The 24,224-nt window shown below is 43.3% G+C and carries 24 protein-coding genes; 18 read left to right on the forward strand and 6 right to left on the reverse strand.

Annotated elements, in window-relative coordinates:
* Window positions 1-60 precede the first annotated feature (60 nt).
* Window positions 61-1,248, forward strand: coding sequence for an amino acid aminotransferase (locus tag VHA02S_RS14940; protein WP_038898949.1), 1,188 nt, complete (start codon window positions 61-63; stop codon window positions 1,246-1,248).
* A 12-nt stretch (window positions 1,249-1,260) separates the two neighbouring features.
* Window positions 1,261-1,938 carry a putative ATP-dependent zinc protease gene (locus VHA02S_RS14945; RefSeq protein WP_005446888.1) on the forward strand — a complete coding sequence of 226 codons (678 nt, stop codon included), beginning with the start codon at window positions 1,261-1,263 and terminating at the stop codon, window positions 1,936-1,938.
* A 107-nt stretch (window positions 1,939-2,045) separates the two neighbouring features.
* On the opposite strand, the gene VHA02S_RS14950 is transcribed toward VHA02S_RS14945, so the two are convergent.
* A complete protein-coding gene (locus VHA02S_RS14950) occupies window positions 2,046-2,582 on the reverse strand; it encodes a hypothetical protein (protein ID WP_005446887.1) in 537 nt (178 codons plus the stop codon).
* 162 nt (window positions 2,583-2,744) lie between these two features.
* Entirely contained in the window at window positions 2,745-3,116 is a 372-nt protein-coding gene (locus tag VHA02S_RS14955; protein ID WP_005446886.1) for a YgiW/YdeI family stress tolerance OB fold protein, read from the reverse strand.
* Window positions 3,117-3,280: 164 nt separating this feature from the next.
* Here VHA02S_RS14955 and VHA02S_RS14960 point away from each other — a divergent pair, with 164 nt between their 5' ends.
* The 4 genes from VHA02S_RS14960 to modC all read left to right on the forward strand — a co-directional run bounded on the left by VHA02S_RS14960 (window position 3,281) and on the right by modC (window position 7,380).
* Entirely contained in the window at window positions 3,281-4,732 is a 1,452-nt protein-coding gene (locus tag VHA02S_RS14960; RefSeq protein ID WP_038898948.1) for a cobyric acid synthase, read from the forward strand.
* A 90-nt stretch (window positions 4,733-4,822) separates the two neighbouring features.
* Window positions 4,823-5,575 (forward strand): molybdate ABC transporter substrate-binding protein, encoded by a 753-nt coding sequence (gene modA / locus VHA02S_RS14965; RefSeq protein WP_038898947.1) that lies wholly within the window; start codon window positions 4,823-4,825, stop codon window positions 5,573-5,575.
* A gap of 12 nt (window positions 5,576-5,587) precedes the next feature.
* Window positions 5,588-6,277 (forward strand): molybdate ABC transporter permease subunit, encoded by a 690-nt coding sequence (modB, locus tag VHA02S_RS14970; protein ID WP_009696664.1) that lies wholly within the window; start codon window positions 5,588-5,590, stop codon window positions 6,275-6,277.
* Complete coding sequence (gene modC, locus VHA02S_RS14975) at window positions 6,274-7,380, forward strand: molybdenum ABC transporter ATP-binding protein ModC (protein ID WP_038898946.1); 1,107 nt, start codon at window positions 6,274-6,276, stop codon at window positions 7,378-7,380. The genes modB and modC overlap by 4 nt, the downstream gene beginning before the upstream one ends.
* A gap of 63 nt (window positions 7,381-7,443) precedes the next feature.
* On the opposite strand, the gene VHA02S_RS14980 is transcribed toward modC, so the two are convergent.
* The gene (locus VHA02S_RS14980; protein ID WP_005446880.1) at window positions 7,444-7,881 is read right to left on the reverse strand and encodes a DUF3069 domain-containing protein; all 438 of its coding nucleotides are present in this window, start codon (window positions 7,879-7,881) and stop codon (window positions 7,444-7,446) included.
* A gap of 243 nt (window positions 7,882-8,124) precedes the next feature.
* Between VHA02S_RS14980 and VHA02S_RS14985 the strand changes: the two genes are divergently transcribed.
* The 3 genes from VHA02S_RS14985 (at window position 8,125) to VHA02S_RS14995 (ending at window position 11,326) form a co-directional block, all read left to right on the forward strand.
* Window positions 8,125-9,084 (forward strand): diguanylate cyclase, encoded by a 960-nt coding sequence (locus VHA02S_RS14985; RefSeq protein ID WP_005446879.1) that lies wholly within the window; start codon window positions 8,125-8,127, stop codon window positions 9,082-9,084.
* 14 nt (window positions 9,085-9,098) lie between these two features.
* The gene (locus VHA02S_RS14990; protein WP_050567827.1) at window positions 9,099-10,076 is read left to right on the forward strand and encodes a Solitary outer membrane autotransporter beta-barrel domain; all 978 of its coding nucleotides are present in this window, start codon (window positions 9,099-9,101) and stop codon (window positions 10,074-10,076) included.
* 275 nt (window positions 10,077-10,351) lie between these two features.
* The gene (locus VHA02S_RS14995; protein ID WP_050567826.1) at window positions 10,352-11,326 is read left to right on the forward strand and encodes a Solitary outer membrane autotransporter beta-barrel domain; all 975 of its coding nucleotides are present in this window, start codon (window positions 10,352-10,354) and stop codon (window positions 11,324-11,326) included.
* A gap of 25 nt (window positions 11,327-11,351) precedes the next feature.
* Here VHA02S_RS14995 and VHA02S_RS15000 read toward each other — a convergent pair whose 3' ends face one another.
* Entirely contained in the window at window positions 11,352-12,596 is a 1,245-nt protein-coding gene (locus VHA02S_RS15000; protein WP_005446873.1) for a GGDEF domain-containing protein, read from the reverse strand.
* Window positions 12,597-12,850: 254 nt separating this feature from the next.
* Between VHA02S_RS15000 and VHA02S_RS15005 the strand changes: the two genes are divergently transcribed.
* The 9 genes from VHA02S_RS15005 (at window position 12,851) to VHA02S_RS25405 (ending at window position 21,482) form a co-directional block, all read left to right on the forward strand.
* A complete protein-coding gene (locus VHA02S_RS15005; protein WP_005446871.1) occupies window positions 12,851-13,219 on the forward strand; it encodes a late competence development ComFB family protein in 369 nt (122 codons plus the stop codon).
* Window positions 13,220-13,278: 59 nt separating this feature from the next.
* The gene (locus tag VHA02S_RS15010) at window positions 13,279-13,560 is read left to right on the forward strand and encodes an HlyU family transcriptional regulator (protein ID WP_005446863.1); all 282 of its coding nucleotides are present in this window, start codon (window positions 13,279-13,281) and stop codon (window positions 13,558-13,560) included.
* 435 nt (window positions 13,561-13,995) lie between these two features.
* Window positions 13,996-15,552 carry a Re/Si-specific NAD(P)(+) transhydrogenase subunit alpha gene (locus VHA02S_RS15015; protein ID WP_009696668.1) on the forward strand — a complete coding sequence of 519 codons (1,557 nt, stop codon included), beginning with the start codon at window positions 13,996-13,998 and terminating at the stop codon, window positions 15,550-15,552.
* A 12-nt stretch (window positions 15,553-15,564) separates the two neighbouring features.
* A complete protein-coding gene (gene pntB / locus VHA02S_RS15020) occupies window positions 15,565-16,959 on the forward strand; it encodes a Re/Si-specific NAD(P)(+) transhydrogenase subunit beta (protein ID WP_005446861.1) in 1,395 nt (464 codons plus the stop codon).
* Between the two features lie 188 nt (window positions 16,960-17,147).
* Complete coding sequence (gene vxrA, locus VHA02S_RS15025; protein WP_301182665.1) at window positions 17,148-18,569, forward strand: sensor histidine kinase VxrA; 1,422 nt, start codon at window positions 17,148-17,150, stop codon at window positions 18,567-18,569.
* The gene (gene vxrB, locus VHA02S_RS15030) at window positions 18,544-19,206 is read left to right on the forward strand and encodes a response regulator transcription factor VxrB (RefSeq protein ID WP_005446851.1); all 663 of its coding nucleotides are present in this window, start codon (window positions 18,544-18,546) and stop codon (window positions 19,204-19,206) included. Before vxrA ends, vxrB begins: the two co-directional genes overlap by 26 nt.
* Window positions 19,207-19,214: 8 nt before the next feature.
* A complete protein-coding gene (locus VHA02S_RS15035) occupies window positions 19,215-20,096 on the forward strand; it encodes a DUF2861 family protein (RefSeq protein WP_005446850.1) in 882 nt (293 codons plus the stop codon).
* Between the two features lie 59 nt (window positions 20,097-20,155).
* Entirely contained in the window at window positions 20,156-21,283 is a 1,128-nt protein-coding gene (locus VHA02S_RS15040) for a conjugal transfer protein TraF (RefSeq protein ID WP_005446848.1), read from the forward strand.
* 43 nt (window positions 21,284-21,326) lie between these two features.
* On the forward strand, window positions 21,327-21,482 hold the full coding sequence (locus VHA02S_RS25405) for a YoaH family protein (protein ID WP_005446846.1): 156 nt from the start codon (window positions 21,327-21,329) through the stop codon (window positions 21,480-21,482).
* 1,031 nt (window positions 21,483-22,513) lie between these two features.
* Here VHA02S_RS25405 and VHA02S_RS15050 read toward each other — a convergent pair.
* Both VHA02S_RS15050 and VHA02S_RS26250 read right to left on the reverse strand, forming a co-directional pair.
* On the reverse strand, window positions 22,514-22,828 hold the full coding sequence (locus tag VHA02S_RS15050; RefSeq protein WP_005451803.1) for a hypothetical protein: 315 nt from the start codon (window positions 22,826-22,828) through the stop codon (window positions 22,514-22,516).
* A gap of 912 nt (window positions 22,829-23,740) precedes the next feature.
* Window positions 23,741-24,112 (reverse strand): hypothetical protein, encoded by a 372-nt coding sequence (locus VHA02S_RS26250; RefSeq protein ID WP_038898942.1) that lies wholly within the window; start codon window positions 24,110-24,112, stop codon window positions 23,741-23,743.
* Between the last annotated feature and the right edge of the window lie 112 nt (window positions 24,113-24,224).

Consider the following 24,224-nt stretch of genomic DNA (forward strand, 5'->3'; position numbering starts at 1 on the left):
TTTTTAACGAAAGTGTTACCGTGAGGTTCGATACTTGAATTTCAAAGGGTTATGACTTTCATGTTTTCTAATCTACCAACTCCCGTATTAGATCCTATTTTATCTCTTTCCGTCGCATACCGCGGCGATGAACGTCCAAACAAGGTTGACCTTGGTATTGGCGTGTACAAAAACAGCGCTGGTGAAACGCCAATCATGAAAGCCATTCAAATGGCACAAGAAGTGGTTGTCGAAAACCAAAAGACCAAATCCTACGTTGGGCTTGCAGGCTGTGAAGAATTCAACCAAAGCATGATCGATCTACTTCTGACGGGTACGTCAGCAACAGATCGTGTGGCAGCGATTCAAACGCCCGGTGCAAGCGGTGCGTTGCGTATGCTGGGTGACCTAATGAAGGTTGCACAACCAGATACGACGGTTTGGATTTCAAACCCAAGCTACGTAAACCACAAGCCAGTGATGGAAGCGGCTGGACTTAAGGTGAAGTTCTACCATTACTTCTCGCCAGAAACGAAACAAGTTGATACAACGAAAATACTAGAAGACCTATCTAAAGCAGGTCCTTCTGATGTCGTGCTTCTGCATGGCTGTTGCCACAACCCAACGGGTGCAGATATTGATTTTTCTGCGTGGCAATCAATTACAGAGCTTTCGCAAAAGAACGGTTTTACCCCATTTGTGGATATTGCTTACCAAGGCTTTGGTGACGGTCTAGAGGAAGACGCAAAAGGTCTCCGCTTTATGGCTGACAACGTAGAAGAAATGCTGATCACAACCTCATGTTCTAAGAACTTTGGTTTGTACCGTGAACGTACTGGTGCTGCGATTGTGATCGGTAAAAACACGCAAGACGTGGCGAATGCAAAAGGTAAGCTTCTGACGTTAGCACGTTCAACTTACACTATGCCGCCAGATCACGGTGCAGCATTGGTGAAAACCATTCTTCAAGATGCCAACCTTACTTCAGTTTGGAAACAAGAATTGAACGAAATGCAGCAACGCTTGCTGAATCTTCGTCAAACTTTGTGTAACGAATTGAGAAACAACCATAATACAGATCAATTTGATTTCATCGAGAGCCACAAAGGCATGTTTACTGTGCTAGGCTTTAGTGAAAACCAAATGGCGCAACTGCGTGAAGATTATGGCATTTATGGTGTCGGTGATGGTCGTATTAACATCGCTGGTTTGACCGAAACTCATATTCCTTACGTTGCTGACGCGATCCAAAAAGTATCTCAACGTTAATTGGGAGAGTTAATGAAGAACTGGAAACTGATTCTGCCGCTAATGATGAGCGGCGGTCTTATTGCTTGTACATCTACACCGACAACCACTGAGCCTGCTGAGCCAGAAACGCCAGTTGTGGAGCAACCGGTAGAGAAGCCGGACGTAAAACCTGAAATCGAGCCAAAACCTGAGGTGAAACCGGAACAAAAACCGGAAACAAAACCTGAGAAAAAGCCGGAGCCAAAACCAGAAAAGCCAGCTAAGGTTCAAAAAACGCCTGATGGCATGCTGGTCCTTGGTGCAGAAGAATGGGTTTACGTACCAGCGATTGACCGCACATTTAAAGCTCGCATTGATACAGGAGCAACAACGTCTTCTATCAGCGCAACCGAAGTGGTTCCGTTCGAGCGTGATGGTAAAGATTGGGTTCAGTTCAAAATCGATATCAACGGTAAAGCAAGTAAAGAATTTAAACTTCCAGTAGAGCGTTGGGCAAAGATACGTCAGTCTTCTTCGGAAGATGTTGATAAACGTCCAGTTGTTGTTGCTTACATCCAGGTAGGCGACCTAAAAGAGCAAACCGAGTTTACTCTAACAGAGCGTGGACATATGAAGTTTCCGATGCTCTTAGGACGTAGCTTTTTCCGAGATGTCGCTGTTGTGGATGTATCAAAAAAATACGTTCAAAACAAACCAAGCGGTAAGTAGTTCATCGTTTGGAAACTGAAACAAAAAAAAGCCTCTCAACTGAGAGGCTTTTTTGATTTTTTCAATAAGTTAACCGAGTTTTAGTTCGCTTGGTTAACCTGTAGAAGTTAGTAAGCGAAACGCGCTGACAACACAAGTTGTTGACCGTAAGTACCGTTATCTTTCAAATCAGCACCTAAAGATAACTGTTGAGTCGAATGGAACCTTGCACCAAGGTTGTAAATCGTTTTTGAATCATCATTATCGATTAATTGGCCAATTCGTCCGTGCAATTCGATGTTCTGCATAAACCAAACGCGAGTACCGATGTTAACTTCGGTCTTCCATTCGTCACCGACAAGATCACCACTGTCTTTTTTAATGTTGTGAACCAGCATTTGACCATAGATATCAGCAAACTGACCTGCCGGACCATTAAAGCCAATACCACCGGCGATGTCCCAGTCACCACTGAACTCACTGTCTGCGCGTCCAATAAAATGCGTGTTTTCTGTAAAGTATGTTGTGACTTCGCCGCCAAACGTGCCTGGGCTTGTACCCATGCGGAATTCCATCATGTTGTAATTGAAATTGTTAGCGTGTGCGGCAAGTGGCAAAACAGCGCACAAACCAAAGGTTGCTACCTTTAGAGCTTTACCTAGCATGGGTGTCTCCGGCAAAAAATAATACGAACGAAAAAAGGGTCTGCAAAATGCAGACCAAGATTTACAAAATATCATTATAGGTGTTTCCCGTCACCCTATGCACTAGGACAAAGTGCGCATGATCAATGTTTTATTGCCCAAATTGGCGTTGAACGGGCAGAACTACATCACAACTAAATGTTCGACTTCGATTTCCGGTTTGCTTCCGCCTTCAAACTCACCGAATAGACGTACTTTTGTCGTTTGGTCAATAGGAGTTGTTAGTCGAATATCATCATCCAATTCAACCATGATTTCGCCAGAGCCATCGCTGAAGATAAATTGGTCAGCACGAGTTTGACGTAGTAGATTGCCTTCTACGACAACGTCTTTCTCTGTAAACATGCTTGATTCTTTGATCAACGCATCTACCTTTTCTACCGTTACAGGTCCATTAAATTGGATGCTTGATTGACCGTGGTTGTGGTCTTTAGCCATTGCAACAGTAGGAGCGATAGCAAGTGCAGCGATAGTAGCGATTACAGTATTTTTCATAATTTGGTTTCTCTATATAGGTGTTCGTTTTTGATGGTGCTATTAAAACAAACCGTATTTGAACCATTACTGATTCGAACATTCATATTCGATTCATTTTCTTGAGTCCGATACTGAGATAACGTTATGATTGTTCACCTTCTTTTTTCTCTTATTAAACGTTCATGAAATCACCAATCCCTTCATTAATGGTACAAGGCACGACTTCTGATGCCGGAAAAAGCGTCCTTGTGGCAGGTTTATGCCGTGTACTAGCCCGTAGAGGGATAAAGGTTGCCCCATTCAAGCCACAGAACATGGCCTTAAATAGTGCAGTAACCAAAGATGGTGGGGAGATTGGGCGTGCTCAAGCAGTGCAAGCGCAAGCGTGTAATGTCGAACCAACCGTTCACATGAACCCAGTGCTAATCAAACCGAACAGCGATACAGGTGCACAGATCATCTTACAAGGTAAAGCTTTGTCGAACATGGATGCTGTCGGATTTCATGATTACAAAAAAGTGGCAATGGGAACCGTATTGGACTCATTTTCAAAACTGGTGGATGAATACCAATCCGTCATGATTGAAGGAGCGGGCAGTCCGGCAGAGATTAACTTAAGAGAAAATGACATCGCCAACATGGGCTTTGCAGAAGAAGCCGACGTACCCGTTATTATTATCGCGGATATCGACCGTGGTGGTGTGTTTGCCCATCTGTATGGGACGCTAGCGTTACTATCCAAATCTGAACAAGCTCGCGTCAAAGGCTTTGTGATTAATCGCTTCCGTGGCGATATCAGCTTGCTTGAATCTGGTCTTGATTGGTTAGAAGAGAAAACGGGCAAGCCTGTACTGGGTGTATTGCCGTATCTTCACGGGCTAAACCTCGAAGCAGAAGATGCCATTACGGCACAGCAAGAGCTGTCTTCACAAGTGAAACTCAATGTTGTGGTACCAGTATTAACCCGCATTAGTAATCACACCGATTTTGATGTGTTGCGTCTTAATCCAGACATTAACCTTCGCTACGTTGGCAAGGGCGAAAAGATCGACAAAGCCGACCTCGTGATCTTGCCGGGTACTAAGTCAGTTCGAGACGATTTGGATTATCTACGTAGCCAAGGCTGGGATAAAGATATTCAACGTCACATCCGTCTGGGTGGCAAAGTCATTGGCATTTGTGGTGGTTACCAGATGCTTGGCAACGTAATTGACGACCCAAATGGCGTAGAGGGTCAGCCTGGTTGTAGTGAAGGTCTTGGTTTGTTAGACATCACTACAACTCTAACCGACAGTAAACAGTTAACGCATACACAAGCGCAGCTTTGCCTAAACGGTAAGACAGCAGACGTGAAAGGCTATGAGATTCACGTTGGTCGAACTGAAGTTAAGAGCGCTCAACCTCTCAAGTTAAATTCAGGGGAGGCAGAAGGATCGCTGAGTGAATGTGGCCAAATTATGGGAACTTACCTACACGGGTTCTTCGATGAGGCAGACGTGTTGAGCTTGGTTTCAGAGTGGGTAAACGGCACTCAAATAAAACAACAAGACTTTGAAGAGTTAAAAGAACAGGGCATTAATCGCATTGCGGATGCGATAGAACAACATATGAATCTTGACTTTCTGTTCAAATAAAACCAGTTTTTAACTGTTTGAAGCACAAATAAAAGTGGACAGATAGCTCCACAGTTTCAACTTCTGCCTGCCTAGAACCGGAGTGTTTTTATGAAAGCATGGAAAATACATGCTTGCCTAGTGGCAATATTGAGCGTTTCATCAGCAGCAAACGCAGCAACTGAATTAAAAGTCTACGCAGCTTCGTCAATGACCAACGCGGTCAACGATATTGCACAACAATTCGAGACAAAGTATGACGTAACGGTCACGCCTGTTTATGGGGGTTCTTCGTCTATCGCTCGCCAGATTTTAAACGGCGCACCTGCAGATATTTTTATCTCGGCAAACACTAAGTGGATGGATTACTTAGTAAAATCAAAAGCAGTAAAAAATGACAGTGTCACTAATTTAGTGCGAAATAGCCTAGTTTTGATTGCACCAAAAGCCTCAACAATCGAGCCTTTTGATTTTTCAGATGCAAAAGCATGGAACCAAGCATTAGAAGGTAATCGTCTTGCTTTGGGTAACCCTGTATCTGTTCCTGCCGGCATGTACGCGAAAGAATCGCTCACCAACCTTGGTGTTTGGAAGAAACTAGAACGCCAAATTGCACCTGCAAAGAACGTTCGTTTAGCTTTAGCGCTTGTTGAACGTGGCGAAGCCCCATTGGGCGTGGTGTATAAGACGGACGCACTTTTAACAGATAAAGTAAAAGTGGTGGGCGAGTTTGCAAATGACACTCACGCGGACATCATTTACCCAGCAGCGATTGTTAAAGACTCTACGCAATCCAAGCAATTCTTCGAATATTTGAAATCGGACGATGCTAAAAAAGTGTTTGCACAATACGGTTTTCAATAAAAAGGGCATAGAGTGACAGAACTTGAATACCAAGCCTTAATACTGAGCCTTAAAGTTGGAGCATATGCTGTCCTGTGGTTGATTCCTTTGGGAATTGCTTTTGCTTGGTTACTTTCACGAAAAGAGTTTATAGGTAAGTCTATTCTAGACAGCTTGATCCATCTGCCATTGGTTTTACCGCCAGTGGTAATAGGTTATCTATTGCTGATCTCGCTTGGTCGCCAAGGCTTTTTGGGGAATTGGCTATATGAACATTTTGGTTTGGTATTCAGCTTCAACTGGAAGGGAGCGGTGGTTGCTTGTGTTGTTGTAGCTCTACCTTTGATGGTGCGTTCCGTCCGTCTGAGTTTAGATAATGTTGACCCAAAACTTGAGCATGCCGCATCGACGTTAGGCGCATCACCTTTGAAGGTGTTTTTTACGATCACATTGCCTTTAACCATTCCCGGAATTATTACCGGAACGATGTTGTCTTTTGCCCGTAGCCTTGGTGAATTTGGTGCCACAATCAGCTTTGTTTCTAACATACCAGGCGAAACCCAAACCATTCCTTTGGCGATGTACAACTTCATAGAAACGCCAGGAGCAGAGATAGAAGCTGCTCGTTTGTGCGTTATTTCCATTGCTTTAGCACTGTCGACCTTAATGATCTCTGAATGGTTAAATCGTAAAGCGGCTTCACGTTTGGGAGCTAAGCGATGAGTATCAAAATTCAATTTAAACAATTACTTGGCGAAACTGACTTTGACATTGATCTGACGTTACCGGGTAACGGAATAAGTGCCTTATTTGGTCGCTCAGGAGCAGGAAAAACAACGTTAATCAATGTGATTAGCGGATTGGTCACACCCCAACAAGGCAAAGTGTCCATTGGGGAACATGTTCTTTTCGATAGCGATGTTGGCATTAATTTACCCACGCATAAACGCAGAATCGGTTATGTCTTCCAAGACTCGCGTTTATTCCCGCATTACTCAGTGAAAGGCAATTTACTCTACGGTGTCGTGGAAAAAGATGAAGATTATTTTGATAAGGTGACAGAACTGCTAGCTATTAAGCCGCTACTGAAACGCTTTCCAATCTCTTTATCCGGTGGTGAAAAGCAACGTGTCGCTATTGCAAGAGCGCTTCTTTCCAAGCCTAATCTACTTTTGATGGATGAACCTTTGGCGTCTCTAGATATGCCGCGTAAGCGTGAAGTAATGCCATTTTTAGAAGAGCTGTCTGAGCAAGTCAATATTCCAATCGTATACGTTACGCATAGCTTGCAAGAAATCTTACGTTTAGCGCAGCACCTGTCGATTCTAGACAAGGGGCGAATCATGATGTCTGGCAAGTTAGAAGATGTGTGGGCTTCTCATGCCATGCGCCCTTGGCAGTCGTTCTCAGACCACAGTAGTTTGTTTGAAGGAAAGATCGCAACGCATCATGATAAGTACGCATTGACGTGTGTAAAACTCGCGCCATGTGCTTGTTTGTGGGTTCAAAAGGTGGATGGTGAACCTAATACGCCAATTCGTCTTCAAGTACGTGCGAACGATGTTTCTATTGCATTAGAGAAGCCTGTTGGCACCTCTATTCGTAACGTCTTAGCCGCAACAGTCGCTTCCATAGAAGAGCTGAATACAGGTGAAGACAAGCAAAGTATTACCGTTTCGCTCAAACTAGATGAAGAGTGCCATTTGTGGGCAACGATTACGCCATGGGCATTGGACGATTTGAACCTAAAAGTCGGCGATGCCGTCTACGCTCAGATAAAAGGCGTAAGTGTTACACAACGAGATATTGCGTTAGCTCATCACTGATTACCAGAACCTCAAATACACAAAAGGCCGCATCTGCGGCCTTTATTTTGAAGAGTTTCGGAATTACTTCACGAATACTTCTTTGAATTCACGTTTAAGAAGAGGATCGCGACGTGCTTTCTTAAGTTGCTTAACCATGTCTTTCACGCAGTTGTGTAGAACATTGTCTAGCAGTTGAGCACGGTAGTCTTCTTTGTCTTCATCTGTCATGTTTTCTGGCAGATTTAGTGTCGGGAATTCTTCCATTACATTTAGGCCAGCAAAAGCTTGACCAACAGATACTAGAGCGTGGAATTGCTCGAAGTTGTCCAGAATGTTTTGTGCACTCGCTGGCATTTCATCCCAAGATGCACGAACAGCTTCTTCAGACACTTCATGGATAGAGGTAACCATCTCGAACATTTGCTCAGGAACTTCGTCAAACTCGATAACTTTGCGCAGTTCTGGAGAAATAGTTTCTAGATCGATTTTTTTACTTTCGTTGTTAGTTGCTTCTGACATGGTAAGTCCTGTTAGTACATAAGTGCGCACATTACTTTTAGTGCATAGTGTAACCAGATTACAGTGGCTCTCGTTACAAAAGGCGGGAATATTAATACCAAATGCATCAAATAGCTACCATAAGAACTATTTGATTACGTGACCGTTCAACAAAAAATATAGCACTAAATTTGTCGCGTAATGCAACAAGTCTGTGAGTATGATATATGTTTAATAAAGACTGATAAAAGAATGGAACGCGCTATGCAACCGACAGGGACATCGATGCGCATTCTGTTAGTTGATGATGTTCAACTAGACCGAATGCAGTTGGCTATCCGATTAAAACAACAAGGTCATATAGTTAAAGCCGTTGGAAGCGGGCTAGAAGCACTCAATACCTATGAAAGCTTCGACCCAGAGCTCGTATTGCTCGACATTGCGATGCCCGACATGAATGGCTTCGAAGTGTCGCTTCATATCAGAGAAACCTTCCCGGATTGGATTCCTATTATCTTCTTAAGTAGCCATGAAGAGCCAGAAATGATCGCGAAAGCGATAGAGGCGGGTGGTGATGACTATTTGATAAAGCCGGTCGACAAATTGGTGCTCAACTCTAAACTAATGGCAATGCAGCGTATTGCCCACATGCGTCGTGAATTGAAGCAAGCAACCGCGCAACTTGAAGAAATGAATTCACGTCTGCAGCAACAGGCGAACGAAGATGGTTTAACAAAGCTGTATAATCGACGCTATATCGATCATAAACTTGAAACCATGATCGCGTGGCATGGTCGCCATCATATGCCGATGGCGTTAATTCTTCTCGATGTAGACTTCTTTAAGCCATTTAATGACAACTACGGTCATATAGAAGGGGATCGATGCTTACAAGCAATCGCAAACCAACTCAAAGCGACATTCTGCCGTTCAGGAGAATATGTAGGTCGTTACGGCGGTGAAGAGTTTGTCATTTTACTGAACAGTACAGACGCCCAGACCGCAGAAAGAGAGGCGGAGCGAATCCAAGAAGCGATGTACTTCTTAGATTACCCACATGCATACTCTAGCGTTGCAAATAGGGTGACAGTGTCACAGGGTGTGTTTGCATTTCAGCCAACAGGTAAGGATAATGTCGCTGAATTATATGCGACTGCAGATAGAGCACTTTACACATCAAAGTCGCTAGGTCGCAATACGTATACTGTAGTAAATGCAAGTTAAATCAATACGATAGAATGAGATACACACTAGTGACATTGTCACTTGTTTCGACTATTACTTTTGCAAATTCAGCGCAAGTACAGCAAACCTTACAAAAAGAGTTTGAGCGTAATTTCGCAATTGGCATCGTCTTATCCGATAGTGATGTGTTTACGTTAGGATTTCACGATTTTGACCCAAACAAATACCTAAATATCGACAATGAGGATATTGGTACCCAAGATTCGATTGATTTGAGAAAACAGGTCGCAATTTCGACGCTACCTTATCACCTTTCACTGACTGACAACGAACAAACGAAGGCTCGATACAACTTAAAAGGCAGGTTGTACGCACTCAGTATTGATCAAGATGTCACGGTAAACGATGATAAAAGACCTGACCGAAACAAAGAATTGATTCTTGGCGCGTACAATGAACTCCAACGCCAAGACACTATCTCTGAACACCTCACGCTAAGCACCGCAGCAGGTGCCCATTTTATGTATTATCGCAACGACTATGATTACCGTAGCGATGCTCTCGATAACTTGAAGCCCTATCTAGAGGGCATATACCTCAATACCGATGCGTGGGCATTGGTTGGTGAAGTTAATGCTGAGCTTAAATACTTAGAAAATGAAAAGTGGGGGAAATGGTACGTTTGGTCTTCGCCGCATTATTTTTACGGTGCAGGCTGGGGCGAAGGTAATAATGGCGATGTGGGTAACCCTGAGGGTTGGTACTGGGTCAATGGCGTAAAGCTTTTCTATGATTTTACTAAGGTAGGTCGCACGGTTCAGTCTGTTTATACAAGCTTCAATCGAGTAGACGTAGGTGGCGATACCAGTAAACCGATGAATACTTCACACTATTATGAAGCAAGCGTCGGCTGGTTGATGACACCGCCATTCAAATCCGATTGGATTGACAATGTCGGACTAGGTCTGACGATAAACTACGGCAGCGCACTCAAAGGCGGCAGTTTGGTTTTGTTCTTTAATCAAGAGTAGAGTCAGTCTATCTCTCGCGGTTGAATTTTGTTCGGATGAGGGACGCCTAGTCAAAATCATTTTAGGCGAGGCAAGGAGTGTGTCGTTTAGCATTCCAAACAAATACTGCTTAATAAACCAGCATAAACCCGCTTGAAAACGCAACCGCTCCTAGGCATAAAGAAAACATTTGCATTTATTTCTTCTCCAAGCCAAAATCGCGCCCCATTTTGCTTAATAGGAACATAAGCACATAAACCAAGTCATGGAACGGCGATAGCAAACACATAAGAGTTATGCGTAAGTTGGCTTGTCTGGCGATGGTTTTCGCCTCTACTTCTTCTTATTCCAGTAAGGTTCAAAAACAACTTCAAAAAGAGTTCGATTATAACTTTGCATCCAGCATTGTGCTTTCTGACAGCGACGTTTTCACGTTTGGATTTTCAAACTTCGACCCTAATGAGTTCCTTAACCTTGATGATGAATTGTTGGGTGACAGTGAATCCGTCGATTTACGAAAAAAAGTCTCTGTGATGTCATTGCCATTCAGTGTTCCCGTTAACCATTATCGTTATTCTCCTTATCAAACTAAGGTAAATGGAAGGGGGTATTTACTGTCTGCTCAACAAAAAATATCCGCATTTGAGTCGAGTACACCCGACGAAATGGATGAGTTGACTTTTGGTGGCTACTTAGAAGTCGAACAGGAAGCGTATCTCAACCGAAATGTAACGTTAAGCGCGGCGGCAGGTACACACGTCATGTATTACCAAAATAATTATGCGTACCGGAGTGATACATTAGAAGACTATAGAGACCAGATTGATGGCGTTTATGTCAACACGAGCTCTGTAGCTATGGTTGGTGAACTTAACGCGACTGTAAAATACAGCCCTTACGGTCATTTTGGACAGTGGTACTTTTGGTCCTCACCGCACTATTTCAATGGTTTTGGCATCAATCTAGGGAAGGGAGATGATGCTATTAATCCCGAAGGTTGGTACTGGGTCAATGGCGTGAAAGTCTTCCATCGGTTGGCTATTTGGCAAAATATGGTCCAATCGTTTTATACCAGTTTTAGTCGTGTAGACATTGGTGGAGACACGAAAAAGCCGTTAAACACAGACCACTACTACGAAGCAAGTATGGGCTGGTTGATGACTCCTCCAGTCAAAATTCCGTTTGTCGTTAACATCGGTGTGGGGATGAGCCTGAACTATGGTAGTGCATTCAAGGGGGGAAGCTTGGTGCTTTTCTTCAACCAAGCATAATGTCCGTACATTGATGTAATACGGATTAAGCGTGGCAGAACCTAACGCAGTTTCTGCCTGCTTTTTTCGCCTTGTACAAGGCGTCATCCGCTAACTTAATAACATCAGCAGGATTGCGAGCACTGCGGCTGTCTGCCACACCAAAACTTGCCGTTACTGACACGGTTTTCTTCTTCGGAACGGCATTACCACGTTTTTTACGACCTTGTTTGTTATCTTCAGGACGGTTGTCTTGATCGCGTAGAATCATTTCATATTGTGCAATCAGTTCGCGAACTTCTTCCACATGCGTTTCGCAATCTTCGGTGTACTTGCCTTTGAAAACGATCGTGAACTCTTCTCCACCAAAGCGGTATACCTTGGCGCCGCCCTGGGTTTTCATTAGGCGAGAAGCCACCATCTTCAATACATCATCACCAGTATCATGCCCATAGGTGTCATTGAATTTCTTAAAATGATCCACATCGAGCATCGCAATGGTGAACTTTCGCCCCATATGTTTTAAGTCTAAATCTAATGCGCGGCGGCTTGGGATGAGCGTCAGGCTGTCAGTAAATGCCAGTTGATGACTTGCTGATGTTGAGTAGATGATGATCAACAATCCAGTTAGCGTGAACATGGTGCTAGATATGTATTGAACATCGAAGAAAATAAACGTTGCTGATGCCAGAACCATTGCAGAATAGGTCATTGCATGGATGATCTTGTTCTTCTTAAGCACCAGGATTCCAAGAAAACAAACAATGCCAATGCAGTAAAGCACCAAGACCAAAGGAAGCTTGGAGATACTCGGTACGATAAACAAGATACCATTAGTCCACTGTTCAAAGCCGCCTTCGACGTAATACGTCAATGTTACGTAAGACCAAAACACAAACAGGATCAACATCAACATGTACGTTAGGGTTGCTCGTGAATCGAAGCCTTCTTTATTGAAGAGAAAAACAGCTAAGAAAGACACAGGAAGCAAACTTGCGAGGATGGTAAGCTCTAAAAGAGCTGTGCCAGTTTGAAGTGGTACCTGTAAGCGGTGCTGAATCACAAAATAAGCGAGGAGCATCGCGATACACACCATGGACTCGCGACCTTGCTTGAACGAGTAACACATTAGTAGTGCACAGCCGAGCAAAATATACGGCAAGTTTGCAGCGATTCCCCAGTTCGACTGAGTCATCTGAATAATGCTATCCATACCCACGCTGACCATACCCAATAACAAAATTGGGAATAGAAACCTAAAGCCTGGGGAGGTCATTAAAGATGAAGCCATCTACTACAAATTACCTTCAAATAGTTGAATATATCTAATGAGTTACATTAAGCATTCAATTAATACCGTGTGTGAACAGTATAAATTCACATGCTTTCAAAACTAACAAGAATACGTGTATTTAGGAAATTTCCAAGCATTTTACAGTCAATGCTTACAAAAAGAGAGAGGTTGATTAAATTAAGAGCAATCAACAAGTTGCATGTAACTTGTGGGTGCTATACTTTCAAAGTGTTGAACAAAGGAGAAAATCGATGCAGATCAGTTCAGACGTACACAATTACATGGAAACTTTGGTAGGACAGGTGCTTGCTTCAGAGCAGTATATCGATGAGTTTGACAATGAGCAGCTCGCTGATATTGCCTGTCTCGCGCTTATACAGTTAAAACCGGTTTATATTCGACACGACATCGATTTTCTTTCTGCACTTCCTGAGCGAAAGCTGGCTCAGTTTAAGCAAAGTGTTGATATCGCAGTCCAAAATGCAGCGGCAATGATCCTAGAAGACAGACGCAAAAATCGTAACAATGATGTGCCTGTAATTTTGTCCCATACCAGTTATGATGAAGACAAAGAACTGGATTGGTTCGAAAAACCGATCCTCAACGTCAACATAAAATAATCGATGTTCATTAGTATCTAAGAGAAGGTACAGATAGTGGGCATCCCCAAGGAGGAACCGTGGGATTCTTTTCACGCTTGTTCGGTGGCAGTGAAAAAGCTGCTGAAGTAAAAACGGTTGAACCAGTTGAGTACAAAGGGTACCTAATCTATCAAGAAAGCCTTTCAGAAGGCGGTCAGTACCGTATTGCTGGACGTATCGAAAAAGACTTTGATGGCGAAGTGAAGTCACATCGTTTTATCCGTTCTGATTTATTGGGTTCAGAGCAAGACGCCAATGAACTGATGCTCAAAAAATCGCAGATGTTTATTGACCAAATGGGTGAAAAGATCTTCGATTAAGAATTCACTGCAACTTGATACGAATCATCTTAAAGAGAGCCATTAGTGTATATGCTGATGGCTCTCTTTCTTTTTTAGGCTTAAATATCTGTTAAATAAGCAGTTAGAGTGTGTCTGGTTAGACCTCTGCTTAGTCATGCTAATCGTTGTTATTTTTCAGCGCGAAGTGGAGAATTATTCATTCCGTGGCGTTATATGTAATGAAATTTAGTATTTTTATTACAAAACACTTGAAGTCACGATTGACGTTAGATAAAAACAGAATAATAACAGGGCTGTTAGTCAAGATGTGACTATGCAAGTGGGTGACCCCAAACACCATCATTCGTTTGCATTTATCTTGCGTCGTAAACAGATAGAAATAAAAAAGAATTAGAGTAGAGCTACGCTCTGTTTTGGGACTAATTATTGATATGTATACAAGGAGTATGCGTTTTGCAAATCGGTGTACCTAGAGAAATACTCGCAGGTGAATCGCGAGTAGCTGCATCACCAAAGTCGGTTGAGCAGTTAATTAAGTTGGGGTTCGATGTCGCTATCGAATCTCAAGCGGGGGTGCTAGCCAGTTTCGACGATGCAGCTTATGAAGCCGCAGGGGCGAAAATTGTATCTAGTGAAGAAGTATGGACATCAGGCTTAATCCTTAAAGTCAATGCGCCGCTCGTGGATGAAGAGAAAGGCATCGACGAAATCGCATTACTACAAGATGGCGCAACACTAGTAAGCTTCATCTGGCCTGCTCAAAATGCAGAGTTAATGGAACAACTTTCTAGCAAGAACATTAACGTTCTGGCAATGGACGCCGTTCCTCGTATCTCTCGTGCGCAAGCATTAGACGCACTTTCTTCTATGGCTAATATTGCCGGCTATCGTGCCGTGGTTGAAGCTGCACATGAGTTTGGTCGATTCTTTACTGGTCAAATTACGGCAGCAGGTAAAGTTCCACCAGCGAAAGTGTTGGTTGCAGGTGCCGGTGTTGCGGGTCTTGCGGCGATCGGCGCTGCTGGTAGTCTTGGTGCTATCGTTCGCTCTTTTGATGTTCGTCCTGAAGTAAAAGAGCAAGTTGAATCGATGGGTGCAGAGTTCCTGACTGTAGACTTCAAAGAAGACTCCGGCTCAGGCGACGGCTACGCGAAAGAAATGTCAGATGAGTTCAACAAAAAAGCGGCTGAGCTGTATGCAGAGCAAGCTAAAGACGTTGATATCATCATCACCACCGCACTAATACCGGGTAGACCGGCTCCGACGCTAATCACCAAAGAGATGGTGGATAGTATGAAAGCTGGTAGCGTTATCGTTGACCTTGCAGCAGCAAACGGCGGTAACTGTGAATACACTGTAAAAGATCAAGTCATCACAACGGCTAACGGCGTGAAAATCGTTGGTTACACCGATATGGTAGGTCGACTGCCAACGCAATCTTCTCAGCTATACGCCACCAACCTTGTAAACCTTCTAAAGCTGCTGTGCAAAGAGAAAGATGGCAACATCAACATTGATTTTGAAGATGTTGTTCTTCGCGGTGTCACTGTAGTGAAAGAAGGCGAGGTTACTTGGCCTGCACCACCGATTCAGGTGTCTGCGCAGCCACAAGCTAAACCACAAGAACCTGTTAAGCCACAACCTAAAGTTGAAGAACCAACGTCACCAGTTAAGAAGTTTGGTGCACTGGCAGTAGGCGTTGGTGCGTTTGCGTGGGTAGCATCTGTTGCTCCAGCAGCTTTCCTGTCTCACTTCACCGTGTTTGTGTTGGCGTGTGTGGTAGGTTACTACGTAGTGTGGAACGTAACACATGCTCTGCATACTCCTCTAATGTCTGTAACGAACGCGATTTCGGGCATTATCGTAGTAGGTGCACTGCTACAAATCGGTCAGGGTAATGGCGTTGTTACCTTCCTATCATTCATTGCTGTTCTCATTGCAAGCATTAACATCTTTGGTGGCTTTACCGTGACCAAACGTATGCTTGAAATGTTCCGCAAAGATAAATAATAGGAGTAACCAATGTCTGCAGGATTAGTACAAGCGGCATACATCATTGCTGCGCTATTTTTCATCTTGAGTCTCGCGGGACTTTCTAAACAAGAATCGGCAAGAAACGGTAACTACTACGGTATTGCGGGTATGGCGATCGCGCTTATCGCGACGATCTTCAGCCCAAATGCGGAAGGTTTTGCGTGGATCATTATTGCAATGGTGATCGGTGGTGGTATCGGTATCCACTACGCGAAGAAAGTAGAAATGACTGAAATGCCAGAACTGGTTGCGATTCTACACAGCTTTGTAGGTATGGCAGCAGTACTTGTTGGCTTTAACAGCTACTTAGAGCCACCAGCACCAGTTTCAACTGACCTTGCTGGTATGCACGCTGAACATGTGATTCACCTTGTTGAAGTATTCCTTGGTGTATTCATCGGTGCAGTGACCTTTACTGGTTCTATCGTAGCGTTTGGTAAACTGCGTGGCATCATCTCATCATCGCCACTTAACTTGCCTCACAAGCACAAAATGAACCTTGCGGCGATCGTCGTTTCTACGCTTCTTATGATTTACTTCGTAAAAGCCGACGGCAGCATGTTCGCATTGATCATCATGACGCTGATAGCGTTTGCATTCGGCTACCATTTGGTTGCATCAATCGGTGGTGCAGATATGCCAGTAGTCGTTTCAATGCTGAACTCATACTCAGGTTGGGCAGCAGCAGCGGCTGGTTTCATGCTAGCAAACGATCTTCTGATCGTGACTGGTGCACTGGTTGGTTCTTCAGGCGCTATCCTGTCTTACATCATGTGTAAAGCAATGAACCGCTCATTCGTGAGTGTAATTGCAGGCGGCTTTGGTCAAGAAGTTGTGATTTCCAGTGATGAAGAGCAGGGCGAGCATCGTGAAACGTCTGCTGAAGAAGTTGCAGAAATGCTGAAGAACTCAAAATCAGTGATCATCACTCCGGGGTACGGTATGGCAGTAGCTCAAGCGCAATACCCTGTTCACGAGATTACTGAAACGCTACGCGCTCAAGGAATCGAAGTTCGCTTTGGTATTCACCCAGTAGCGGGTCGCCTACCTGGTCACATGAACGTACTGCTAGCGGAAGCTAAAGTTCCTTACGATATCGTGCTAGAAATGGACGAGATCAACGATGACTTCCCAGAAACAGATACGGTTCTTGTTATCGGCGCGAACGATACAGTTAACCCAGCAGCACTAGAAGATCCAAATAGCCCAATTGCAGGTATGCCTGTATTGGAAGTTTGGAACGCGCAAAACGTAGTCGTATTCAAGCGTTCAATGAATACTGGCTATGCAGGTGTTCAGAACCCATTGTTCTTTAAAGAAAACACCTCAATGCTATTCGGTGATGCGAAAGAAAGTGTCGAGGCGATTTTCAAAGCACTTTAAAATAAGTTGCTTTAAAACTAATCAAGGTCAGCATTCGCTGGCCTTTTTTTGTGCTCTTTCAATGTTATAGTACTGCAAATCCTTAAGCCGTCTAATGTCATTTGCTTGTTTATTGATGTATAGTTCTGGCTAATATAACAAGTAACGGTAACAGTTTGATTAAACAGTTTTTGCTCCGTTCTGCTCTAATGCTGCCACTTTTTTCGGCACCCGCATTTGCAGATTCATTACCAGAACGAATAGATACATTTACAGAGCTATTTAATTATGAAGTGGCTCTTAAATCGTATGATATACGCATACTGCAATCTAACTACCCAACTAAGTTGCTTTCTCCGGATTCAATGCTGCCACAAACCGCAGATTACCCGCTGAAAGACATCCAGCAGTTGTACCGTTTGGCGAACACATGTCGCGGAAAATTACCGTTAAGCCCTTTAATTACTGAACCTTTGGTGTTTACGCGTGCCATATGTAAAGGGACGCAACTTACACCACGTTGGTTTTCTCGAAGCGGTCTGATCCACCCTGGTGGTGGTACATACGCAGCGCGTTATGCGGAAAAGTATCCTGAGCTACGTAACAAACTTGCTCAGTACATGCATATCAAAGAGAGAAGTAATGATGAAGGGGATGAACTGCTTTCTAGCCTGCAAAACATGGATGACGATGCAATTAATGCACTCATCGCTGGCGCAAGTATGTTCATTGAAGGCAAAGAACTGTGGCTTCGCCGTGGCGACCATTATTTTGTATTCGCTAAAAACGTATGGCAGGAGAACGTTGCAAACGCCGGTCTGTCTTACGGTTTAGCATCAGAAAGCCGAAGCTGCTTCGTAAAACGTGGCAACATTTGTTGGGATGTGGAAGATCACTCGCAAGTGTTGCGGATCAGTATGATCATCCTCGTCATCGCCAACATTTTGTTGGTGATCGGTTGGGCGGTATATCGTTGGAATAGCAAGCGTGAAGAAATGCGCAGCCGTATGTTGGTTCTGCAAATTTTAACGCACGAACTGAGAACGCCGATCGCATCATTGTCGCTAACTGTAGAAGGGTTTCGTCGAGAGTTTGAACACCTTCCGGAAAGTGTCTACGATGAATTCCGTCGATTGTGTGAAGATACGCGCCGATTACGCCAGTTAGCAGAAGCAAGTAAAGATTATTTGCAATCTGATAACCAAATGCTTGCAACAGACTGGGTTCCATCCGTTGCAGAATGGCTAGAATATAAGATTGAAGAAGAATTTGATAACGCTGTACTTTTCAAAATTAATGAAGATGTAGCTGCTAAAGTTAACGTGTATTGGCTCGGGACCTGTATCGATAACTTGCTGCGTAACGCATTGAAGTATGGCGAAGCACCGGTAGAACTTCGTGTTGAAACCAGTGCAGAAAAAATCATTATCCAAGTCATAGATGCCGGCAGCTTGACTGCAAAAGATTGGGCAAACCTAAGAAAACCGTTTGTTAGTAAGAGCGGACTAGGGCTTGGATTAACAATAGTTGAATCAATGGTAGGCCGCATGGGCGGAAAAATGTCCCTAATGGGACCACCTACAACCTTTATATTGGAGATACCTTGTGAAACAGACACTGCTTCTCGTTGAGGACGATAAAAACTTGGCTGACGGCCTGTTAGTAAGCCTGGAACAAGCAGGATATGAGTGTTTACATGTGGAGCGTATTTCAGACGTTGAGCCACAATGGAAAAAGGCTGACTTAGTCATTCTCGATCGCCAACTGCCTGATGGTGATTCGGTACAATCACTTCCTGAATGGAAAAAAATTAAAGATGTCCCAGTTATTCTGCTGACTGCACTGGTGACAGTTAAAGATAAAGTTGCGGGTCTTGACTCTGGCGCGAACGATTACTTAACAAAACCTTTTGCTGAAGCGGAGCTATTTGCACGCATTCGTGCACAGTTGCGTGCACCAGATTCAGCAGAACAAGGTAATGCCGATAAAGTCATGACTAAAGACCTAGAAATCGACCGTGCAACACGCGAAGTCGTTTTCAAAGGGGAGATGATCACTTTGACTCGTACCGAGTTTGACTTGCTACTGTTCTTAGCATCAAACCTAGGTCGTGTCTTTACTCGTGATGAGCTACTTGACCATGTATGGGGTTACAACCATTTCCCAACCACACGTACTGTAGACACACACGTACTGCAGCTTCGCCAGAAGTTACCAGGTCTTGAAATCGAAACGCTTCGCGGCGTTGGTTACAAGATGAAAGCGTAAGAACAAGAATGAAAACACTACTTCCTGTAGTTCTATCATTACTGTTAGTGAAACCAGTCCATGCAACGGACTGGTTTCAATCCAACACACCGCTGACACAAGCACACCAACATCTTTTAGAAGATGACCTCGGTGGCATGTTCAACTCTCTTGTCGAACTTTGGCAAAGTGAACCTAATAAAGAACTAAGACCACACCTTAATGACTTGCTTGCTCAATCACTATCAAAAGACTGTGGAAAATCTTTAACGGGAGTGACTCTACCGGAGTGGATAAGCGGGATTAACGTTATCCGTCAAACCATACAAAGCCCCGGGCGTGATACCTATCGCTTAGTCGTTAAGCTACGTGCAACAACTGACATCGATGACATTTCTTTTCGTCGTTGGGTTGATAGCTCAATCTCGGCAGATAGTTCTTTTAACTACGAAGAGCCACAACAAGGGACGGAATTAGCCAACGAACGTAACTTCCTCAAGCGCTATAACCTTACGGGTAAACTAGACGCTGGCTTATACCACCTATCTGTGACGACAAAAGACAAACGCACTTACAGAACTTGGGTCATATTAGGTGATTCAAATTCTTCACAATATGTTCGTTGGACCTCCAAAGAAAATTGGAAAGTAGAAAAGAGCGCGCTACGCAACCCACATTGTCCTCTACCACAACTTGAAGTCGGACTTTACGATTACGTTGAAGGCCAGTATGAACAAGTGTGGAAAAAAACGTATGAGTCGAACTATCCAAACTCATTAGAGTTAGAGGGAATACCAAATGATCGCTATGTTTTAGCTGTAAGTATCAACAGTCGTCGTTGGCAAGGTGACATTATTGTTGAGCAAGCTCAAACTATTAGCCGAACCTATGATGTTTCTCTCGAAGAATAGCTAAAGAAATTACATTTGTGCCGATATAAGTTCAGGAAGAACGAAAACACAAGTGTAGTATGAAGACACAATTCAAAATTTTAGCCACCACCATGACTGCAGCGCTGTTCTCCGGCGCTGCTTCTGCTGCAACTTACGCAATTGAAGCACGCAGTGATGCGATGGGTGGAGTGGGCACTGTATCTGCCTCTTACCTAACCGCGCCATTCTTTAACCCAGCACTGACCGCAATCTATCGTCGTAACGATGATGCAGGCATGATCGTGCCAAGTTTTGGTATCAATTATAACGACCAAAACGGTCTGATTGATGAAATCGAAAGAATTGGCAAACTTACAGATCCAGCAGAGATCGCAAAAGGTCTGAATGGCATCAACGGTCAAAAAATGGATTTCGATATCGGTGGTGTTGTTGCTGTTGGTATCCCTAACAAATTCCTATCTGCGACCGCTTACGGCAAGCTCTATACCGAATCCTTTGTTCAACCGGAAGTTAACGACGTTACGGACATTGACAAAAACTACGTTCGCGGCGTTTCAATCGGTGTAGCAGAGGCGGGGATCTCTTTAGCGAAATACGCTAACTTCATGAATCAACACTTGTCCTTTGGTATCACTCCAAAACTGCAGCGTATATACACTTACTCATACGCTACAAGTTTTGCGTCTTTCGATACCAAAGATCTTCGCGAAAATGAAACCGCAGAAACCATGTTTAACCTGGATGCCGGAGCGTTATGGTTCTTCGGTCCTTACCGATTAGGTATTTCAGCTAAAAACTTGATTGGTCGTGATGTGAAAACAAAAGCGTTTACGTTCACTCAGGGCGGAAATAATTACAACATCAATTCATATGAGTACAGCATGCGTCCTCTTTACACTGTGGGTGCAGGCTACGTAGCGGACTACTTTAGCTTCAGCGTTGACTACGATTTGAATGAAGAGAAAAAGTTTTCTACGTTCGATGACAACACTCAAATGATTCGTGCCGGTTTCGAAATCGATGTACTGCGTCAACTAGCTCTGCGTGGCGGTTACATGAAAAACCTAGCGCGTTCAGATGACGAAGGCACAATTACTGCAGGTATCGGACTGTCACCGTTAAATCTAATCGAAGTAGATATCGCCGCACAGTACACTAACGAAGACGCAATGGGGGCTTCAATTAATTTCCTTGCGACCTACTAAGCGAATCGTTATAGTCAGCTCCTCACAATGAGGAGCTTTTTTTATGTTTGACGATTTACCACCTCTGTCCCACGAAGAACAACAACAAGCTGTTGAGCGCATCCAAGAATTGATGACGAAAGGGACGAGCACAGCAGAAGCAATCAAGATTGTTGCAGAGCAGATTCGAGCCGAATACGCAGCAAAGCAACAAAGCTAAGAAAATTCCAAAGAGCAGGGCAATGACCCTGCTTTTTTGTATCTATCGAAAATCAAATCCTCCCGCAGCAATAATCCCGCCAATCAATTAAAATTCGACGTTACCACGTCACTAAAAACAAGCGCAAAACAACTGTTACCACTAAAGTAATGAGTTAGTAAAATTTTACTAATTTACATTAACCATCGCGCACTCAGGGTGGGGTAAATGTATAGCAATCACATAAAAACAAAGCAAACAGGCTATATTTCAATGAGTTACGAAAGAATAAATCCCCACAACGAACAATGCCAAACAACCATTATGTAATTTAATTACAGACCAATTATTTGTGAATAATTTGGGTAGTGATTTATGCTGTAAAAATCTAAAAGAGACAGCGTCACAACAAATTTTCAGAACTTAGCTTTTGGATACCGGGCTATAAAAGAACAGTAAGCACTTGCGAACAAAATTTGATCGAGACACAAATTTCCGCCTTAAAATAAGGCGACATCAAAAAACAATCGGATTAGGGGTATGAAGAAATAAAATCTAAAGCAGTAGAATCAATGTAAATGATCTTCAAGTTACATCTATGCGTGTCTATGGAGGGGTAAGCGTTTTACTAAGTGGTTACCGCGTCACAACGAAAGGCTGGAACAGAGCCAAGTGTAGATTCACGCTCTCGTTCAAATAGCCGTAGTAGGCTACTACCATCTCTAGATGGTCACACGGAGCAGTGAAAAAAGAACCAGGAAGAAACGAGACTAAGAAGTTTGAATTACATTATTTCGAGAAAGGAATGTATTACCCGTCTAAGCATCATGTACAAACATTAAGCCAAAAACTTAAACCTTGCGACGAGCTTCAGACCTACACTAATGATGATTTACATACTGGCAATCGACTCGCTACCTTTGTCATGTCTATTGACCTAGACAGGCTTCAAGAAAGTTAAGTTTTACGTACCAATGATCAGTGAGAAGCCTATTAAAAAGCCGAACCCTTGGCGATGGGGTTCGGCTTTTTTGCATGAAGCAGAGAGAAAATTAGAAGTTGTATTGCGAAATTTGAGTTGGGGTACCAATGTCAGTCATTGGTTGTGATGCTTTAATCGTGTTGATCTTCATTTGACCACGGTTGAACCAAAATTCAACTCGTTCACCATTGGTTAGCTTTAAGCGATAACGGGTCTCTAAGCGCTGAAAAGAGCCATTGCATTCAAAGTCCTCATATTGGATGTCTAACCCGACAACCTGATCTTGCTGATGACCATTGTTAAAATAGAAATGGTTGGTTTTGAAATCTGCCTGTTTTAATAAATCCAGCATCAATGCTAGCGAATCCGCTGTGAAAATAACCATACGATGGTTCTCCTACCTGTCTTGTCTTATTTATATTGTTTTATTTAGAGCTGCGAAAGAATGTATAGGAGAGGCTTATTGATGTATGTAAGGAATAGTAAGGAGCAGTAATCCTAAACGTACCTTTGTTAACAGTGCGTTAGATGGGTAGGGAGTCAGCTTCAATTGGTTGCTTAGTCTTTCCGCTCAGAGTCAAAGAGGATTTCAATAACGGGCAGGGAGCCAATACATTTGGCAAGTCGATTGACCTCGACAGGCTTCCTGTTCATTTGCGATTCACTTCCGAATCAGAGTTTGAGTCAACTAACGGTTATAAATACAAGAGTAGTCTTGGCAAGCCATATAGTGCACTTTTAGATAGCCAAGGTTGGAAGTTAGATGGACTATTTAGAAACTCTATACGCAGCAAGGTAGTCACTTTAACACTCTTATATCCGGTGTTTATGTTGAGTGATACCGTTCGCCGCAGCTCGAATAAGCGAAACGTCTGAGAGTGAAGAAGCGGAACATCTTTGGTACGTTCACACAAGGCTTCAATGTTAAGTGTTGTTGACTTGATATGTAAGCTTACTTACACTTGATTTGAATTTGGACTTTTTTGGTCCACAACCTCTGAAGTGAGTGTGATCACCTCAAAGGTTTGGAGGTTTAGCGCTTGCTCTTAAGCGCAAGGATTAGTGTTGCTAGTGAACCAATAATAGCTGCAACACCTTGGAGCGTATCCGGATCCATAAGGTCTCCTTATTGTGAAAAATGAAAGCCCTGAGTTGCCGCTCGGGCTTTTTTACGAGATAAGAATCTCGTCGTTTTCAATCATCTCACTGGAATAGCGACTCCGGCAAGACCGCCCAAAATTTAATTTATTAACTTGATTTTGAGATGTTATCTAACGGGGAACTTAAAAGGTTTAATTCAGAAGCTTTTTAATAACCTTACACTTACTGTCAATCCCATTTTAAAATGTCCTTTTAGTACTTGACCTAATCGTTTGTTGTCGACAATTTGGGCTTGTTGAATATGCTCAAGCTTATCGAAAATTTTGAATTCCAACTTTCTGTGACCATACACAATCGCAATGTCTCCGTTGGGATAGTGTAAGACTTTGGCATGCTCGTGAACTAAGCGAGTATTTTCTTCAGTTGGTTCAATGAGATAAACCACTTTAAAATCTTCAGAGTAACGTCGGTTACTTGGACGATCACGAGACTTGTGCGCCGGATATGCAGCATCAACTTGACGTAATAGCTTTTCACGGACGTCAGACAGAACCTTAGTAATCAACATCGGTTAAAGCCTCAAAAGCAAACAATGTTGTTAATCTTAGGAGGACATTTTAAAGTGGCTAAAACCGGACATTACTAAATTGCTCTAACACCATTAGTGCGCATTATATGTG

The organism is Vibrio harveyi NBRC 15634 = ATCC 14126 = KCTC 12724 (assembly GCF_001591145.1).
Classification (GTDB): Bacteria; Pseudomonadota; Gammaproteobacteria; order Enterobacterales; family Vibrionaceae; genus Vibrio; species Vibrio harveyi.

What these genes read in the sequence shown, in the direction of transcription:
- VHA02S_RS14985 (WP_005446879.1), top strand. Translation starts at nt 8,125, where the DNA reads ATGCAACCGACAGGGACATCGATGCGCATTCTGTTAGTTGATGATGTT.
- vxrA (WP_301182665.1), top strand. Translation starts at nt 17,148, where the DNA reads ATGCTGCCACTTTTTTCGGCACCCGCATTTGCAGATTCATTACCAGAA.
- VHA02S_RS14960 (WP_038898948.1), top strand. Translation starts at nt 3,281, where the DNA reads ATGAAATCACCAATCCCTTCATTAATGGTACAAGGCACGACTTCTGAT.
- VHA02S_RS14955 (WP_005446886.1), bottom strand. Translation starts at nt 3,116, where the DNA reads ATGAAAAATACTGTAATCGCTACTATCGCTGCACTTGCTATCGCTCCT.
- VHA02S_RS15000 (WP_005446873.1), bottom strand. Translation starts at nt 12,596, where the DNA reads ATGGCTTCATCTTTAATGACCTCCCCAGGCTTTAGGTTTCTATTCCCA.
- VHA02S_RS14990 (WP_050567827.1), top strand. Translation starts at nt 9,099, where the DNA reads ATGAGATACACACTAGTGACATTGTCACTTGTTTCGACTATTACTTTT.
- VHA02S_RS26250 (WP_038898942.1), bottom strand. Translation starts at nt 24,112, where the DNA reads ATGTTGATTACTAAGGTTCTGTCTGACGTCCGTGAAAAGCTATTACGT.
- VHA02S_RS15005 (WP_005446871.1), top strand. Translation starts at nt 12,851, where the DNA reads ATGCAGATCAGTTCAGACGTACACAATTACATGGAAACTTTGGTAGGA.
- VHA02S_RS14945 (WP_005446888.1), top strand. Translation starts at nt 1,261, where the DNA reads ATGAAGAACTGGAAACTGATTCTGCCGCTAATGATGAGCGGCGGTCTT.
- VHA02S_RS14940 (WP_038898949.1), top strand. Translation starts at nt 61, where the DNA reads ATGTTTTCTAATCTACCAACTCCCGTATTAGATCCTATTTTATCTCTT.
- VHA02S_RS14950 (WP_005446887.1), bottom strand. Translation starts at nt 2,582, where the DNA reads ATGCTAGGTAAAGCTCTAAAGGTAGCAACCTTTGGTTTGTGCGCTGTT.
- VHA02S_RS15035 (WP_005446850.1), top strand. Translation starts at nt 19,215, where the DNA reads ATGAAAACACTACTTCCTGTAGTTCTATCATTACTGTTAGTGAAACCA.
- VHA02S_RS14980 (WP_005446880.1), bottom strand. Translation starts at nt 7,881, where the DNA reads ATGTCAGAAGCAACTAACAACGAAAGTAAAAAAATCGATCTAGAAACT.
- VHA02S_RS15040 (WP_005446848.1), top strand. Translation starts at nt 20,156, where the DNA reads ATGAAGACACAATTCAAAATTTTAGCCACCACCATGACTGCAGCGCTG.
- modA (WP_038898947.1), top strand. Translation starts at nt 4,823, where the DNA reads ATGAAAGCATGGAAAATACATGCTTGCCTAGTGGCAATATTGAGCGTT.
- VHA02S_RS14995 (WP_050567826.1), top strand. Translation starts at nt 10,352, where the DNA reads ATGCGTAAGTTGGCTTGTCTGGCGATGGTTTTCGCCTCTACTTCTTCT.
- pntB (WP_005446861.1), top strand. Translation starts at nt 15,565, where the DNA reads ATGTCTGCAGGATTAGTACAAGCGGCATACATCATTGCTGCGCTATTT.
- VHA02S_RS15050 (WP_005451803.1), bottom strand. Translation starts at nt 22,828, where the DNA reads ATGGTTATTTTCACAGCGGATTCGCTAGCATTGATGCTGGATTTATTA.
- modC (WP_038898946.1), top strand. Translation starts at nt 6,274, where the DNA reads ATGAGTATCAAAATTCAATTTAAACAATTACTTGGCGAAACTGACTTT.
- VHA02S_RS25405 (WP_005446846.1), top strand. Translation starts at nt 21,327, where the DNA reads ATGTTTGACGATTTACCACCTCTGTCCCACGAAGAACAACAACAAGCT.